Here is a 15167-nt window from a genome sequence, read left to right as displayed (position 1 = left end):
TTTTCGTGACCGGGACGTTCCGTTCCGGCTGGCTTGCGCGATTGTGAGAAACCTTTATGAGATGGCTTTGGTCATTTGGCCTAATGCTGGCATGTGTCGTCGCTCCCGCTTTGGCGGACAATAATTCACTCCCTTCCCCTAGCTTACCCCGCGATGCTTTCGTCAATGCGCTACTGGCGAAGATGACCACCGAGGAAAAAATCGGCCAGCTACGCTTAATCAGCGTAGGGCCGGATAATCCGAAAGAGGCCATCCGCGAGATGATTCAACGCGGCCAGGTAGGCGGTATCTTTAATACCGTCACCCGCCCGGATATTCGGGTCATGCAGGATCAGGCCATGCAACTGAGCCGCTTGAAAATCCCGCTGTTTTTCGCCTACGACATCGTCCACGGTCAGCGCACCATTTTCCCGATAAGCCTCGGGCTGGCGTCCAGTTGGGACCTACAGGCGGTGGCAACCAGTGGACGTATCGCCGCCTTTGAGGGAAGCGAAGACGGTCTGAATATGACCTGGGCGCCGATGGTGGATATCACCCGCGACCCGCGCTGGGGCCGCGTGTCGGAAGGGCTGGGCGAGGATACCTTTCTGACGCAGGAAATCGGCCGCACGCTGGTGAGCGCCATACAGGGGAAGCATCCTGGTGATCGTCATTCGTTGATGACCAGCGTAAAACATTTCGCGCTTTACGGCGCGGTGGAAGGGGGCCGGGATTACAACACGGTGGATATGAGCCCGCAAAAAATGTTTCAGGATTACCTGCCTCCTTACAAAGCGGCGCTTGATGCCGGCAGCGGCGGGGTCATGGTGGCGCTCAATTCCATCAACGGGACGCCGGCCACGGTGGATCGCTGGCTGCTGCAGGATGTATTGCGCAAAGCGTGGCATTTTACCGGTATCACGGTCAGCGATCACGGCGCGATCAAGGAGCTCATCAAGCACGGCGTGGCGGCCGATCCTGAGCAGGCGGCGAAAATGGCGATTAACGCCGGCATCAATATGAGCATGAGCGATGAGTATTTTCTGAAATATCTGCCGGGGCTGATTCAGCGCGGCGAGGTAAGCCAGGCAACGCTCGACGACGCGGTACGCCATGTATTGAACGTCAAATACGACATGGGCCTGTTCCGCGACCCCTATGTACATCTGGGGCCGGCGGGCAGCGATCCGGCGGATACCAACGCGGAAAGTCGACTGCACAGGGCCGAGGCGCGTCAGGTGGCGCGCGAGAGCCTGGTGCTGCTAAAAAACCGCCTCAGCACGCTGCCGCTGAAAAAACAGGGTACGCTGGCGGTCATCGGCCCGCTGGCGGACAGTAAGCGCGATATCATGGGCAGCTGGTCCGCCGCGGGTCGCGCCGATCAATCCGTTACCCTGTTGGAAGGGATCCGCCACGCGGTGGGCGATAAGGCCAAGGTGCTCTATGCCCGCGGCGCCAATATCACCGACCACCAGGACTTGATAGCCTATCTCAACCAATATGAACAAACCGTCAAGGTGGATCCGCGGACCCCGCAGGCAATGATCGATGACGCCGTGCGCACCGCCCGGCAGGCGGATGTCGTCATTGCCGCGGTGGGGGAAGCGCAGGGTATGGCCCACGAAGCCTCCAGCCGCAGCGATATCACCATCCCGGAAAGCCAACGCAGGCTGCTGCGCGCGCTCAAGGCCACCGGCAAGCCGCTGGTGGTTGTGCTGCTGAACGGACGGCCGCTGGCGCTGGTGCGGGAAAACCAGCAGGCGGACGCGCTGCTGGAGGCGTGGTTCCCCGGTACCGAAGGGGGAAACGCCATCGCCGACGTGCTGTTCGGCGATCACAACCCGTCCGGCAAATTGCCCATGTCGTTCCCGCGCTCGGTGGGGCAAATTCCTATCTATTACAATCATCTGCCCACCGGTCGCCCCTACGACCCGCAGAAGCCGGAGAAGTATACTTCTCATTATTATGATGAAGCCAACGGCCCGCTGTTTCCGTTCGGCTATGGCCTGAGCTACACCCATTTCACCTTGTCGCCGGTGACGTTGTCGGCGACGCAGTTGGCGCCGGCGGGCAGTCTGACCGCTACGGTCACGTTGACCAACGATGGCGACAGGGACGGCGCCACCGTGGTGCAACTGTATTTGCACGATGTCACCGCCTCCATCAGCCGGCCGGTGGCGACGCTACAGGGCTTCCACAAGGTCTTTCTGAAAGCGGGGGCGTCGCAATCCGTCCAATTTACCGTCACGCCGGCCATGCTGCGGTTTTATAATCAGCCAATGCAGCAGGTCACCGAGCCGGGTGAGGTGGACGTTATGATTGGCCTCGATTCCGCTAGAGTGAACCGTGCCCGCTTTACGCTGCAATAAAGTGGACCGGTTGCTGGAACCGGTTCGGCGCCGCATCGAACAGCAGGTGCTGGGCCTGAGCGGTGTCGGTCTGGGTACCGTGGATTTCACGCAGCCCGCCAATGATCCGGGCCTGTACGGGCCGGAGTCGATTATCTGGCGGGTACACGGCGACTTTACCTCGATGCTGTGCGGCGGCATTAGCGCGCTATTGCTGCAAATGTTGCATCCCTCGGCGCTGGCGGGGGTCTGGGATCACTCTCATTTTCGCAGCGACATGCTGGGACGGCTGCGGCGCACGGCGCAGTTTATTTCCGTTACCAGCTTCGGCCCGACCGCGGCGGCCGAACGGCTTATCGCGCGCGTGCGCCAAATCCATTGGCAGGTGAATGGCGTGGATCCTTCAGGTAACGCCTACCGGGCAAGCGATCCGGCCTTGCTTACCTGGGTGCATGTGGCGGAAGCGCGCAGCTTCCTGGCGGCGCATCTGCGCTTTCGCAATCCCCGCCTGAGCGGCGCCGACCAAGACGCTTACTATCGCCAGGCGATGAAAGTGGCCTGGGCCCTGGGCGCCCGCGACGTGCCCGCCAGCCGGGCCGAGGTAGAGGCCTATTTGCAGGCGATGCGGCCGCGGCTGGTGTGCGATGACCGCACCCGTGAGGTGACCCGGCTGCTGCTCCATGCGCCCATGCCCAGCCGATTGGCGCAGCCGGCGGGGTGGCTCTTGATGCGCGCCGGCATTGATCTGTTGCCGGACTGGGCTATTGACCAATTGCACCTCGACGGCCCGGCCCTGCGGCGGGTTCTGGTGACTCCGGCGGTACATTACCTGGCCCGCGTCCTGCGCTGGTCGGTACGCAACGGCGCCTGGCATCGCGCCATGCGCCGCATGGGGCGCCAGCCCGTCTAACGGTTGAAGCCGGCTTTTTGCAAAAAATGGGCATGGCGGACGGGAATGTCACTTCCTCGCACAGACATTATCGTCCCGGGCCGATAAACTAATCACTTCCACGCGCCGCGGGCAAAAATAGCTGCCCCGGGCGATAACGCGTGCCCACAGGTGAACGGATGCCCGCGGGTAAACGCGTGCCCACAGGTGAATGCGTGCCTGCGGGCAAACGCATGTCCGCGGGCAGACCCATGCCTGCGGGTAAACGTGTACCTACAGGTGAATGCATGCCTGCGGGCAAAAATAGCGGCTCAAAGGCACAATAGCGCCCCCGGGTAAAAATCGGTGCTTATGGGTAAGCACGCCGACACGGGTGGCACGCAGCGAGGCGAATATGGCATTAACGGAAGTCATCCTGGTCGATGAACGGGACCGGGCGGTGGGCACTATGGAAAAACTGCAGGCCCACCGTGAAGGCGCGCTGCACCGCGCGGTGACCGTTTACTTGTTTAACCCCGACGGCCAACTGCTGCTGCAGCAGCGCGCGCGGGAGAAATACCACTGCGGCGGTCTTTGGAGCAACACCTGCTGCGGCCACCCCATGCCGGCGGAAGAGAGCGCCGCCGCCGCCCGCCGCCGTCTGTATGAAGAGATGGGCATGCGGGTGGCGTTAACGCCGGTATTGCAACTGCGCTACCGCCTGCCGCTGCCCAATGGGCTGATTGAACACGAATACGGCCATGTGTTTTTTGGCGTCACGCCGTTGGCGCCAACGCCCGATCCCGACGAAGCGATGGCCTGGCGCTGGCAAACGATGCCGTCGGTGGTGGCGCAACTCGCCAGCGAACCCGAAGTGTTCACGCCCTGGTTCAGATTGACCATGGAGAAAATTCCGGCCCAGTACGCCGCGTTTCTACGCGCTCGGCAAGCCAGCTAATCCGATGCGCCAGCGCCTGCGCCGACTTTATGCTCTCCTGTCGGTAGGGTGCCGGCAACGCTGAACCCGCTTGCCGCCGAGGCGGTGGGCAGAACGATGCTTCTCGCCGCTGTGGCGCCAGCGCCTTCGCCGACTTTATGCTCTCCTGCCGGTAGGGTGCCGGCAAAACTGAGCCCGCTTGCCGCCGAGGCGGTCGGCAGAACGATGCTTCTCGCCGCTGTGGCGCCAGCGCCTTCGCCGCCTTTATGCTCTCCTGCCGGTAGGGTGCCGGCAACGCTGAGCCCGCTTGCCGCCGAGGCGGTCGGCAGCACAATGCAACTCGCCGTTGCGGCGCCGGCTATCCAGGTTGATAGCGATAGGGACCGCGGCGCTGCCGCGCCGTGGAGGGATTATTTCGCCCCTAACGTGCGGTTAACGCGCGCATTTTCGCTATCGACCCGCTATTTTGGGCTATTATTGCAAAACCGCCGACCGGCGATGCCCGTTCGGTGCCGATTATCGTCACTTCCAAAAGGAAACAATGTCTATGGCAACCAGGGTTAATTATGGCCGCGCGGTGTTGCTCGCCGCCATAATGCTCGGCATCACGCCAGCGGCGCAGGCTGCGGATACGGCGGTGCGCGTGGGGTCGAAAATTGATACGGAAGGATCGCTACTGGGCAATATCATTTTACAAGTTCTTGAATCCCATCAGGTTAAAACGGTTAATAAACTGCAACTGGGCGCGACCCAGGTATTACGCGGGGCGATTACCGCCGGCGAGATCGATATTTATCCGGAATACACCGGCAACGGCGCCTTTTTCTTCTCCTCGGAGCAGGATAAAGCTTGGAAGGACACCAACGCCGGCTATCAAAAAGTCAAACAGCTGGACTATGACAAAAATCATATTGTGTGGCTTAGCCCGGCACCGGCCAATAATACCTGGACCATTGCCGTACGCGATGAGCTGGCCAAAGAACAGCATCTCGACTCTCTGGCCGACCTGAGCCGCTATTTGCAGGGGGGCGGCACATTCAAACTGGCCGCGTCGGCGGAGTTCATCGAACGGCCCGATGCGCTGCCGGCGTTTGAAAAGGCTTATCACTTCACCTTACAGCAGGATCAGTTGCTGTCGCTGGCGGGGGGCGATACCGCGGTGACCATCAAGGCCGCCGCCGAACAGACCTCCGGCGTTAACGCCGCCATGGCCTATGGTACCGACGGGCCGGTGGCCGCGCTGGGGCTGCATACCCTGTCGGATCCGGCGGGCGTGCAGCCGATTTACGCCCCGGCGCCGATTATTCGGGAAGCGGTGCTTAAGCAGCATCCGGAAATCGCCCAATGGTTGAAACCGGTCTTCGCCGCGCTGGACACCGAGACGCTGCAACAACTGAACGCCAGTATCGCCGTCGAGGGGCAAAACGCCAGCAAGGTGGCGGCGGATTTCCTCAAGCAAAAGGGCTTTATCCCCTCTTGACGGGGTAAGCACTGGATGGATAACGCGGCGGCGGTGAAGCCCTTTGGTGACACCGCCGGTCCTTGAGGGGGCTGGCCGCCGCAAGAGGCGTTGCGTCATGCAAAATCGGGTGATATTGACCCTTACAGTGCTGCTATTGGCGGCGGGGGGACTGCTGCCGCTGGTGAATTTCGCGCCTAACCGGCTGGTGTCCGGTCGCGGAATCGGGCTGGCGGAACTGCTGAGCGGCGCTCGGCTATTGCTGCTTTTGCCGGCGCTCGGGCTGCTGGCCCTGAGTTTCGTGGCGCCCACCCGCGTGCGCTATCTCATCGTGTTGCTGCTGGCGGAGGGACTGCTGTGCGGTTTGCTCTGGCTGGCGGGCGAAGGCGCCCGCGAGTTGGCTGCGCAGGGCGGTAGGCTGGTGCGCACCTCGTTCGGCAGCGGTTTCTGGCTTATGGCGGCATTGTGTTTATTGACCGCCGCCGAGGCCGTCGGCCGCCTCACCGCCAACCCGTGCCTGCGGGCGCTGGGCAACGGGCAATTGTGGCTGCCGCTGGCGCTCTTGCTCGCCAGCGGCCGGCTGGACGAATTGTCGCTGATGAAAGAGTATGCCAACCGCGCGCAGGTGTTTCATCAGGCGTTGGGGGAGCACCTTACGCTGTTATTCGGTACATTGGCCCCGGCGCTGCTTATCGGTATCCCGCTGGGTTTCGTCTGCCACCGCTCGGCCAGGTGGCGTCCCTCGCTGTTCGCCGTGCTAAATATCATCCAGACGCTGCCCGCCATCGCGCTGTTCGGTTTACTGATAGCGCCGCTAAGCGGTTTGGCCGCCGCTTGGCCATGGCTGCGCGAATGGGGTATCGGCGGTATCGGCCTGGCGCCGGCGTTGATCGCGCTGGTGCTGTATGCGCTGTTGCCGCTGGTACGCAGCGTGCATGCCGGTCTGGCCCAGGTACCGGACAGCGTGGTTGACGCCGCGCGCGGCATGGGGTTGAGCCGTCGGCAGCTTTTTTGGCGGGTGGAAGTGCCGCTGGCGCTGCCGGTCATGCTGTCGGGAGTGAGGGTCATCGCCGTGCAAACGGTGGGCATGGGGATGGTTGCGGCGCTTATTGGCGCCGGCGGATTCGGCGCCCTGATGTTTCAGGGACTGTTGAGCAGCGCGCTGGAGCTGGTACTGCTGGGGGTGATCCCGGCTATCGCGCTGGCGCTGTTGGTCGATACCCTGTTTAAAGTGATTATCTCGATGTTACAGAAGGTGCGCCTGTGATTGAATTTCAAGGGGTCAGTAAATTTTTCCACGGCAAGCCGGCGGTGGAGGAGGTGAGTTTCACGCTGCCCGCCGGTGACATCACGGTGCTCATAGGCCCCTCGGGATCCGGCAAATCCACCACTCTGAAGATGATAAACCGTCTGATAGAGCATGATACGGGTAACATTTTGTTTGCCGGCGAGGAGATTGGCCGCTGGCCCGCCGAGCAGCTTCGCCGGCGCATGGGCTACGCGATACAGTCTATCGGGTTATTTCCCCACTGGACCGTGGAGCAGAATATTGCCACCGTGCCGCAACTGCTGAAATGGCCGCGTCAACGCATTCACCAGCGCGTGGGCGAATTGCTGGCGCTGCTGCATCTCGATCCGGAGCAGTTTCGTCACCGCTATCCGCACCAGCTCTCCGGCGGCCAGCAGCAGCGGGTCGGCGTGGCGCGCGCGCTGGCCGCCGACCCGGAGGTGCTGCTGATGGACGAGCCGTTCGGCGCGCTCGATCCGGTGACCCGCAGCGCCCTGCAGGGGGAAATTGCCCGCATCCATCAGATCTCACGCCGCACCATCGTGCTGGTGACCCACGATATCGATGAGGCGCTGATCCTGGCTGACCGCATCCTGCTGCTGGACGGCGGGCGGATTGTGCAGCAGGGGACGCCGCAACAAATGCTGTTACGCCCGGCAAGCAGGCTGGTGCGCGATTTCTTCGGCGGCGGCGAGAGGGGGATCCGCCTGTTGTCGCTGGGCACCGCCGGTGAGCTTGCCCGTCCGGGGGAGCCTCTGCCGGGACCGCCGATTTCGGCCGCGATGTCCCGACGCGCGGCGCTATCCGAATTCATCGCCCGCGCAACCGATCGACTCCCGGTGGTGGACGAACAGGGAGGCGCGCTGGGCGTGCTGCACTTCGCCGACCTCTTGCGCCCGCTTAAGGAAACGGAATGATGACGCGGCGCATTCTGACCGATCCGCTGTTATGGTGTCTGCTGTTGCTGCTGGCGCTGGTGTTTGGCATGCCGCATATGACGCGGCTCTTCGCGGCGCTCTTCCCCGCGCTCGAGCGCCCGGTATACCGGCAGGACAGTTTCGCCTCGCTGGCCTTCGCCCACCTGTGGCTGGTGCTGGTGTCCAGTATGCTTGCCGTGGTTATCGGCGTTGGCGCCGGCATCTGGGTGACGCGGCCGGCGGGCCGGGCGTTCCGCCCGCTGCTGGAAACCGTGGCGGCGGTGGGGCAAACGTTCCCGCCGGTGGCGGTGCTGGCGGTGGCGGTGCCGGTCATGGGCTTTAGCGCCGAGCCGGCGGTAATCGCGCTGGTCCTCTATGGCCTGCTGCCCATCGTCCAGGCGACGATTGCCGGTATTGAGACGGTGCCGGCGTCCTTACATGATATCGCGACCGGGGCGGGCATGAGCCGCGGGCAAATTTTGCGACGGCTGGAACTGCCGCTGGCGGCGCCCGTTATCATCAGCGGCATTCGGACGTCGGTCATTATCAACATTGGCACCGCCGCGATAGCGTCCACCGTAGGGGTAAAAAGCCTGGGCTCACCGATTATTATCGGCTTGAGCGGCTTCAATACCGCCTATGTGCTACAGGGCGCGCTATTGGTGGCGCTGCTGGCGATCATCAGCGATATGCTGTTTGAACGCTGGCTGCGGGCGCTGGACGTTAGCTATGGACGATGATGATATAGCCCGCCAGCATGACGCCGCCGATGGCGCCGAGCGAGAGCAGGGAAATCACGCCGAAAACGGCGGTTTTGATAAGCTTCATGGGCATCCTTATATGCAGGGCATCAGACATTATAAATATTCGCCGCGGCGATACAAGGTTGACGCTGCGGCGCTCTCGCAGCCAGGGCGGAATGATGAGGGTAGGGAGGTGACCTTCCCCGGGGGAAAGCAAAGGCGCGGGCGCTCGCCGTTAACATGGAGCGCCGTGTGACGCCGACGCCGCTGGCGATCCGTCTGGCGTCGCCGCACAGCGCCGCGGCGCGCAGCCTGATGGATGAACTTTCCGCCGCCTTAAGCGTGCTGACCGGCGACGATGGTCGCACCTCATTCGATCCGGCGCAGACGCTCGGCGCGGGCGGCTGTTTCGCCATCGCCTACGCCCTGCCCGACGGTAGCGCGCTGGGCTGCGGCGCGTTGCAACCGCTGGCGCCCGGCGTCGTGGAATTGAAACGCCTGTATGCCCGTCGGGGCACGCGGGGCGTGGGTGCCGCGCTGCTGCAGTTTTTAGAACAGCAGGCTTGCGCGGGGGGTTACCGGCAAGTATGGCTGTCTACCCGCCGTATCAACCGGCGCGCGGTAGCTTTTTATCGCCGCCATGGCTATCTGCCGGTGGCGCCTTACCGGCACTATCGCGACCGGCCGGAATCGCTCTGTTTGGGAAAAGCCCTGCAGTTTTATACAGCACAAGCTGACGCCGCGCCGCGACTGTGGGACAATGGCGCATTCCCAAGCGATAAGGCCTGAACGATGGCGCTCTCCGTAGCAACCAAAGCGCAAATCCACGACTGGTATAAAGCGCTACAGCAGCAGATTCCTGATTTTATCCCCCGCGAACCGCAGCGGCAGATGATAGCGGAAGTGGCTCGCGCGCTGGCGGGGGATATTGAACGCCATTTGGTGATCGAAGCGCCCACCGGCGTCGGCAAAACGCTGTCGTATCTGATTCCGGGCATCGCCATCGGCCGCGCCGAGCAAAAACCGCTGGTGGTGAGCACCGCCAATGTCGCTCTACAGGATCAAATCTTCAGTAAGGATCTGCCGCTGCTGAGAAAGCTCATACCGGATTTGACCTTTATCGGCGCATTCGGACGCCGGCGCTATGTCTGCCCGCGCAATCTGGCGGCGCTGGCGGCCGATGGCGTCAGTCAGGGCGATCTGCTGCTCTTTCTCGATGACCCGCTGGCCCCCGCCAGCGGCGCCGAACATCAGCAATGTGTGGCGCTGCAAACGTCGCTGAACAACGCCAGCTGGGACGGCTTACGCGACCACTATCCCCAGGCCGTGAGCGATCCGCTCTGGGCCAGGCTCAGCACCGATAAAGCGAACTGTCTCGGGCGTAATTGCCACTATTTCCGCAACTGTCCGTTTTATCTGGCGCGCAAAGAGATAGAAAACGCCGATGTGGTGGTGGCCAACCATGCGCTGGTCATGGCGGCGCTGGAAAGCGAGTCGGTGCTGCCGGAGGCGAAAAACATGCTGCTGGTGCTTGATGAAGGTCACCATCTGCCGGACGTGGCGCGGGATGCGCTGGAAATGGACGGCGAGATATCCAGCCGCTTTATTGCCCACCAGCTAGAGCAGTTCCGGCGGCAAACGGCGCTGATCCTGACCCAGTTTCGGCCCGCGCGCCCGCCGCAGCTCAGTCAGGAGACGCGCCTTCAGGCCCATTGCGACGAGCTGCTGGCGCTTATCGGCCTGTTCGAGCAGCAGGCCGAAGCGTATTTGCCTCACGACAGCGTGCAGGGTGAGCACCGCTTTGCGCTGGGCATACTGCCGGCGCCGATGAGCGAGGCGGCGGCGCAACTCTGCAAACTGTCGGACAGGCTGCGGATGCTGGCGGAGTTTTTGCTGGCGGACCTGGGCGAAAAAACCGGCAAGCACGATATTGTGCGCCTGCGCCAGGCGCTGCTGCAGACCAGCCGTATTCAGGGATTTTGGGAGGCCACCAGCCGGCTGTGGCGGCTGGCCGCCCTCGAGAAGGCTTCAAATGCGCCGATTTCCAAATGGTTGACCCGAAAGCAGGGCGATAACGGCGTCCAACTCTTTTTGCACTGCGTCGGCATCCGCGTCAGCGATCAGTTGGAAAAACTGCTGTGGTCAAGGATCCCCCACGTGGTTATCACCTCCGCCACGCTGCGGTCCCTCGAAAGTTTCGCGCGTCTTCAGGAGCTGTCCGGCCTGCATGAGCGCAACGGCGATCGCTTCGTCACGCTGGCGTCGCCTTTCGATCACCGCCGCCAGGGCCGTCTGGTTATCCCCCGTATGCCGATGGATCCGGTCATAGCGCAGGAAGCGGACCATATCGCCTGGATGGCGCGCTATTTTCGCGCCGAATGGGAGAAGGCGTCGCACCGGGGCATGCTGGTATTGTTCGCCAGCCATCGCGCGCTGCGGCTGTTTTTGGACCAGGTGACCGATCTGCGCCCGCATTTGCTGGTGCAGGGGGATAAGCCCCGTTACCGTCTGGTGGAGGAACATCGCCGGCGCGTTGACCGCGGGCGGACCAGCGCGCTTTTGGGGCTGCAATCTTTTGCCGAAGGGTTGGATCTGAAAGGGGAATGGCTCACCCAGGTACATATTCATAAGGTGGCTTTTCCGCCGGTGGACAGTCCGGTGATATTGACCGAGGGCGAGTGGCTGAAAACTCAGCAGCGCCATCCGTTTGAGGTACAGAGTTTGCCCAGCGCCTCTTTCAATTTGATTCAGCAGGTCGGCCGTCTTATCCGCAGCCACGACTGTCACGGCGAGGTGATCATCTATGATCGGCGGTTATTGACCAAATCCTATGGCGCTCGTCTGCTGGCGGCGCTGCCGGTATTTCCTATTGTCCAGCCGGCGCTGGCCCCTGCGGCGGGGGCCAACACGCAACCGGCCGCGTCGAGCGACTAAGAGCCGCAAACGCGCGGCCGGATGAAGTGTTATTGCTTTAACAGCAGGATAAAGTCAATGTTTAAGGCCTAGGCTTTAGTGTTCAGGAGAGCCACATGTATATTCCTCCCGCGTTCCGACAGACGGATGTCGAGGCGCAGCGCGCCCTTATCGCGGCCCATCCGCTGGCGCAGTTGATAAGCCTCGGCGAACAGGGCTTGCAGGCGGATCCGCTGCCGCTGCTGCTGGACAGTTATCCCGACGGCGCCTGGCGGCTGCGCGGGCATTTGGCGCGTGCCAATCCTCACGGTAAATCTTTGGCGCGCGATGGCGCCTGTCTGGTGATTTTTCAAGGGGAGGCCGGTTATATTTCTCCCGGCTGGTACGCGGCCAAGGCGGAGCACGGCAAAGTCGTGCCGACCTGGAATTACCAAACGGTGCATTGCCACGGCCAGGCGCAGATGATAAACGACCCGGCGTGGCTGATGGCGCTGCTGCGGGCGTTGACCGACAACCAGGAGGCGCGGCGGCAGGCGCCCTGGCGGGTTGAAGATGCCCCCGCGGGGTTTATCGACACCCTGATAGGCGCTATTGTGGGGATTGAAATTCGCGTGACGCGCACCGAGGCAAAATGGAAATTGAGCCAAAACCGCAGCCGCGCGGACCGAGACGGCGCGATAGCCGGACTGATGGCCGACGGTAATGGGCCGCTGGCCCGGGCGATGGGGCGCGGCTGACAGGCCTCTCCCCTGCCATGAATAGGTGATGAATGGATTACAACAAAATTATTAAAGAGATCGGGCGCGGCAAACATCACGCCCGGGATCTGGACCGCGAAACGGCCTATACCCTCTATCGCGCCATGTTGGCCGACGACGTACCGGAGCTGGAGCTGGGGGCTTTGCTCATCGCTATGCGCATCAAGGCGGAAGCCCCCGAGGAGTTGCTCGGTTTTTATCAGGCGATGCAGGAGCAGGTGATGGCGCTACAGGCCTCCGCATCGCTGCCGCCGCCTATCGTCATTCCCAGTTACAACGGCGCGCGTAAGCAGGCGAATCTGACCCCGCTGCTGGCGCTGGCGCTCGCCCGGCTCGGGTTTCCTGTCGTGGTGCATGGCGTGACCGAGGATCCCGGCCGGGTGACCAGCGCCGCTATCTTCCGCGAGCTCGGCGTTCACGGCGTTACCTCGCGCGACGAGGCGCAGGCCGCGCTGGCGCAAGCGCCGCGGGTGCTGTTTATTCCGGTGGAGGTGCTCTCGCCGCCGTTGGCGCGCCAGCTGAAGCTACGCTGGCGGCTGGGGGTGCGCAACAGCGCCCACACGCTGGCGAAATTGGCGACGCCGTTTCCTTTTCATCCCCATTGGCGGCTGTGCAGCGTTTCCCATCCGGAATACATACCGCGCGTCGCGGGATTTTTCAGCGCTATCAACGCCACTGCTCTGTTGATGAACGGCACCGAAGGCGAAAGCTATGCCAATCCCAAGCGCCTAACGCGTATCTATCATGTTCAAGGGGGCGAGCCGCGGCTGCTGCTGGATCCCGCACTCAATGCGCTGCCGCCGTTGGAAAGTCTGCCGGATAGCCGCGAGGCCGCCGCCACCGCCCGCTGGGTTGAATCCTGTCTGGACGGTCATCGGCCTTTGCCCGAGGCCATCCGTTTGCAGCTCGGCTGTTGTCTGATCGCCACCGGGCAGAGCGCCGACCTGCCGACGGCGCTCCTCGACGTGGATAACCGACTGGCCCGCCGTTGAATACCCTTTTTGCCGCTAACCGGAAGCACACCACATGCAACATGCTATCGACTATTTCAACCGCCTGAATCAGGATTATCTGGCGGTGCACCAGGCCAAAGAAGACCTGTTCTGGCAACACTATATGGGCACCGGCGGAGCGGTGGTGTCAGGGCGATTCGCCGCGGCGGAAACCGCCTACAAACGCTTTATCGCCGAGCCAACGCGCCCCGCCGAGTTGCGCCATTTAATCAGCCAGCTGGCGACGGCGCCGTCCTCGCCCGAACGGGATCAGATGTTGCATGGCTTACGCGGCTGGGCGCGTTTTTTTGATTGCAACGTCATCGAAGATCCGCTGGCGCAGGGGTTGATGGATGAGATTATCGCCGCAGAGAACGATCTTTACGCGCGGCGTAAAACGCTCACGCTCAAACATCTGTTGGCCGAGCAGGACCCTCCCGTCGCCGCAACCCTGGGCGAATTGCTGACCAATCAGGCCAATAACGACAGCGAACGCTGCCGGCAAAGTTCGCAGCAGGCGCTGCGGGATTTGGAGCAGTGGCTATTGCATAACGGTTTTCCCGAACTGGTCAGCCTGCGTAACCGCTTCGCCCGGCAGATGGGCTACCGCAATTTTTTTGATTATAAGGTAAACAAAACCGAGCAGATGACGCCGGAGCAGCTGTTCGCTATCCTCGACAGCTTCGAGCGGCAGACCCGCGACGGCATGCAGGCCAGCCTGCGGCGGCTGGCGAGCGAAAAGGGCGATGCGGCGCTGGCGCCCTGGAATATTCGCTACGCCAGCGCGGGCGATGTTACCCGGCAGTTGGATCCCTACTTGCCGTTTGCCGATTCGCTACGCCGCTGGGTGAACAGTTTCAAGCGGCTGCATATCGGTTTCAACGGCGCGCGCATGCAGCTGGATCTGCTGGTGCGGCAGGGTAAATATGAAAACGGTTTTATGCACGGCCCGGTGCCGCCGTTTCTGGCGCAGGGCACTTGGGTGCCGGCGCGCATCAATTTTACCAGCCTGGCGCGGCCCGATCAGCTCGGCAGCGGCATTAGCGGCATTGCCACCTTATTCCATGAAGGGGGACATGCCGCCCATTTCGCCAATATCCGCCAGAATGCGCCCTGCTTTTCACAGGAGTTTCCGCCCACTTCGATGGCCTATGCGGAAACGCAATCAATGTTTTGCGACAGTCTGCTTGACGATGCGGACTGGTTGAAACGCTACGCCGTCAACGATCGTGGCGAGGCGGTACCGGACGCGCTTATCCACGACGCTATCGCCGCGCGCCAGCCGATGCGCGCTTTTAACGAGCGCCATATCCTGCTGGTGCCCTATTTTGAGTGGGCGCTGTATCAATGGGATGACGCACAATTAACGCCTGAGGCCATCACCCGTCTGGCGCGGGACAATGAACGGCGCATCCTGGGCATCGACGGCAGTCCACGGCCAACCATGGCGATCCCGCATTTGCTGTCGCAGGAGTCCGCCTGCTCCTATCAAGGCTACTTACTGGCGCTGATGGCGGTGGAACAGACCCGGCATTTCTTTATGCAGCGTGACGGTTACCTGACCGATAATCCGACGATTGGGCCGAGTTTGGCGCGGCATTATTGGCAACCGGGCAACAGCGTCAGCCATGACGCCACCCTGGTCAGTCTGACCGGCGAAGGCTTTAATCCGGCCTATCTGGCCAACGCCTGCAACCAGACCGTCGAGCAGGCGTGGCGGCAGGCGCAGGACCGCATGGCGCAGGCGCAGACGCGTCCCCAACCGCCGGCGGATTTCGCCTGGCAGGCCGAGATACAGGTCGTGGATGGCGATGAGGTCCTGGCAAGCAATGCCGAGGGAGATGACACGATGTGCCGGCAATTCGCGCAAGCGATACGGCGGCGCTACGGCTGAGCAAAAGGCCGGGCGCTAGGCGCCGCGCTGTCCGAGGGTACCCCGAGAGGTAGCCTTTGCTGGCCGGGTGA

The 15167-nt window shown here is 62.3% G+C and carries 13 protein-coding genes; 12 read left to right on the top strand and 1 reads right to left on the bottom strand.

What is annotated here, in order from left to right:
• Positions 1–56: 56 nt before the first annotated feature.
• The 3 genes from bglX (at position 57) to idi (ending at position 4153) form a co-directional block, all read left to right on the top strand.
• The gene (bglX, locus tag SANT_RS13795; protein WP_025422873.1) at positions 57–2348 is read left to right on the top strand and encodes a beta-glucosidase BglX; all 2292 of its coding nucleotides are present in this window, start codon (positions 57–59) and stop codon (positions 2346–2348) included.
• Between the two features lie 13 nt (positions 2349–2361).
• The gene (locus SANT_RS13790; RefSeq protein WP_025422872.1) at positions 2362–3237 is read left to right on the top strand and encodes an oxygenase MpaB family protein; all 876 of its coding nucleotides are present in this window, start codon (positions 2362–2364) and stop codon (positions 3235–3237) included.
• 373 nt (positions 3238–3610) lie between these two features.
• Positions 3611–4153 carry an isopentenyl-diphosphate Delta-isomerase gene (gene idi / locus SANT_RS13785; protein ID WP_025422871.1) on the top strand — a complete coding sequence of 181 codons (543 nt, stop codon included), beginning with the start codon at positions 3611–3613 and terminating at the stop codon, positions 4151–4153.
• Here idi and SANT_RS13780 read toward each other — a convergent pair.
• A complete protein-coding gene (locus SANT_RS13780; protein ID WP_025422870.1) occupies positions 4150–4464 on the bottom strand; it encodes a hypothetical protein in 315 nt (104 codons plus the stop codon). The two genes, idi and SANT_RS13780, sit on opposite strands and share 4 nt — an antisense overlap.
• 215 nt (positions 4465–4679) lie before the next feature.
• Here SANT_RS13780 and osmF point away from each other — a divergent pair, with 215 nt between their 5' ends.
• From osmF to SANT_RS13730, 9 genes are all read left to right on the top strand, one after another.
• Positions 4680–5612 (top strand): ABC transporter substrate-binding protein, encoded by a 933-nt coding sequence (gene osmF / locus SANT_RS13775; RefSeq protein ID WP_038668589.1) that lies wholly within the window; start codon positions 4680–4682, stop codon positions 5610–5612.
• Between the two features lie 97 nt (positions 5613–5709).
• Entirely contained in the window at positions 5710–6858 is a 1149-nt protein-coding gene (locus SANT_RS13770) for an ABC transporter permease (protein WP_025422868.1), read from the top strand.
• Positions 6855–7796, top strand: a complete 942-nt coding sequence (locus tag SANT_RS13765; RefSeq protein WP_025422867.1) for an ABC transporter ATP-binding protein — start codon at positions 6855–6857, stop codon at positions 7794–7796. The genes SANT_RS13770 and SANT_RS13765 overlap by 4 nt, the downstream gene beginning before the upstream one ends.
• Positions 7793–8536 carry an ABC transporter permease gene (locus tag SANT_RS13760; RefSeq protein ID WP_025422866.1) on the top strand — a complete coding sequence of 248 codons (744 nt, stop codon included), beginning with the start codon at positions 7793–7795 and terminating at the stop codon, positions 8534–8536. Before SANT_RS13765 ends, SANT_RS13760 begins: the two co-directional genes overlap by 4 nt.
• A 243-nt stretch (positions 8537–8779) precedes the next feature.
• Positions 8780–9328: a GNAT family N-acetyltransferase gene (locus SANT_RS13750; RefSeq protein ID WP_071882027.1), complete on the top strand. Its 549-nt coding sequence runs from the start codon at positions 8780–8782 to the stop codon at positions 9326–9328.
• Between the two features lie 3 nt (positions 9329–9331).
• Positions 9332–11473 (top strand): ATP-dependent DNA helicase DinG, encoded by a 2142-nt coding sequence (gene dinG, locus SANT_RS13745; RefSeq protein ID WP_038668586.1) that lies wholly within the window; start codon positions 9332–9334, stop codon positions 11471–11473.
• A gap of 95 nt (positions 11474–11568) precedes the next feature.
• Positions 11569–12189 (top strand): FMN-binding negative transcriptional regulator, encoded by a 621-nt coding sequence (locus SANT_RS13740; RefSeq protein ID WP_038668583.1) that lies wholly within the window; start codon positions 11569–11571, stop codon positions 12187–12189.
• 32 nt (positions 12190–12221) lie between these two features.
• Positions 12222–13202, top strand: a complete 981-nt coding sequence (gene ybiB / locus SANT_RS13735) for a DNA-binding protein YbiB (protein ID WP_025422864.1) — start codon at positions 12222–12224, stop codon at positions 13200–13202.
• 34 nt (positions 13203–13236) lie between these two features.
• Positions 13237–15096: a M3 family metallopeptidase gene (locus tag SANT_RS13730; protein ID WP_025422863.1), complete on the top strand. Its 1860-nt coding sequence runs from the start codon at positions 13237–13239 to the stop codon at positions 15094–15096.
• Positions 15097–15167: the final 71 nt, after the last annotated feature.

Source organism: Sodalis praecaptivus (assembly GCF_000517425.1).
Classification (GTDB): Bacteria; Pseudomonadota; Gammaproteobacteria; order Enterobacterales; family Enterobacteriaceae; genus Sodalis_A; species Sodalis_A praecaptivus.
The sequence above is the reverse complement of the archived record's forward strand: the minus strand, read 5'-3'. Positions and strand labels throughout refer to the sequence as shown.